Annotated in this window: 1 protein-coding gene; it reads left to right on the top strand. The window is 48.8% G+C overall.

The genetic code is table 11. The features are described from left to right. Positions 1–1040, top strand: a 1040-nt coding sequence (locus A3756_RS02815) for a bifunctional ADP-dependent NAD(P)H-hydrate dehydratase/NAD(P)H-hydrate epimerase (protein ID WP_068552888.1), incomplete at both ends; no start/stop codon positions are given.

Genomic DNA, 1040 nt, shown 5'->3' with positions numbered 1-1040 from the left:
CCCAACTGCCAGAAAGTCACAGTATTATGCGGCAGTGGAAATAATGCCGGAGATGGCTATATTGTCGCTGCGCTAGCCAAAGCTTATGGAATTGCATGTAATGTCTACTTTCTTTCGCCTCCAGATAAACTTGTCGGTGATGCGCAAAGTGCATACCAGATGTGCTTAGCAGAAAACGTAAGCTGCGACCACTACTCAGACAAAAGTCTAGCATCAGAGACCGACAATCACATTATCGTCGACGCTCTATTAGGTACCGGTCTTAACTCCCCTGTCAGAGGCCTGTATGCTGACGCTATTGAAGCAGCAAATAAATCTACTGCCCCGATATTAGCGATTGATATTCCATCGGGCTTAAATGCCAATACGGGCAGTATAATGGGCACCGCAATCGAAGCCGACTGCACTGCGAGTTTTATTGCCCTAAAACTGGGCTTATTTACCGCTGAAGGTCAACACTATACTGGCGAACTATATTACGACGACCTGGAGGTGCCAGCCAAAATTATTAATGAGCAGACGCCTATCGCTCATTGCTTGTCACTGCAGAAATTACTAGATCAAGTTTCTGTCCGGCCCCGCCATTTTCACAAAGGTAATTGTGGGCACACCCTCATTGTCGGCGGAGACCGGGGCTATGGTGGCGCGGTACTCATGGCTGCTGAAGCAGCACTTCGCTGCGGCTCAGGCCTGACGAGCGTTATCACCCATCAAGACCACTGCTCTGCATTGCTATCACGCACACCAGAGGTCATGGTCACCTCTACTGAAAATACTCAACAAGTTGAGCAATTGCTGGACGCGGCAACGGTAATTGTAATCGGTCCGGGCCTTGGTAGATCTGCATGGTCAGAAAAGTTACTGCAAAGGGTTATTAAGCTCGATAAGCCGCTGGTGCTAGATGCAGACGCCTTGAATATCTTGACTAACAAACAGAATTGGATCAACTCGGTTGATAAGGAAAATCAAGGTAAACGCATATACACTCCCCACCCTGGTGAAGCTGCGCGACTGCTCGGGCATGGTAGCGCTGGCCTAAT

Source organism: Oleiphilus sp. HI0086 (assembly GCF_001635225.1).
Note: the sequence above shows the minus strand (reverse complement) of the source record. Positions and strands in the feature narration are given on the sequence as shown.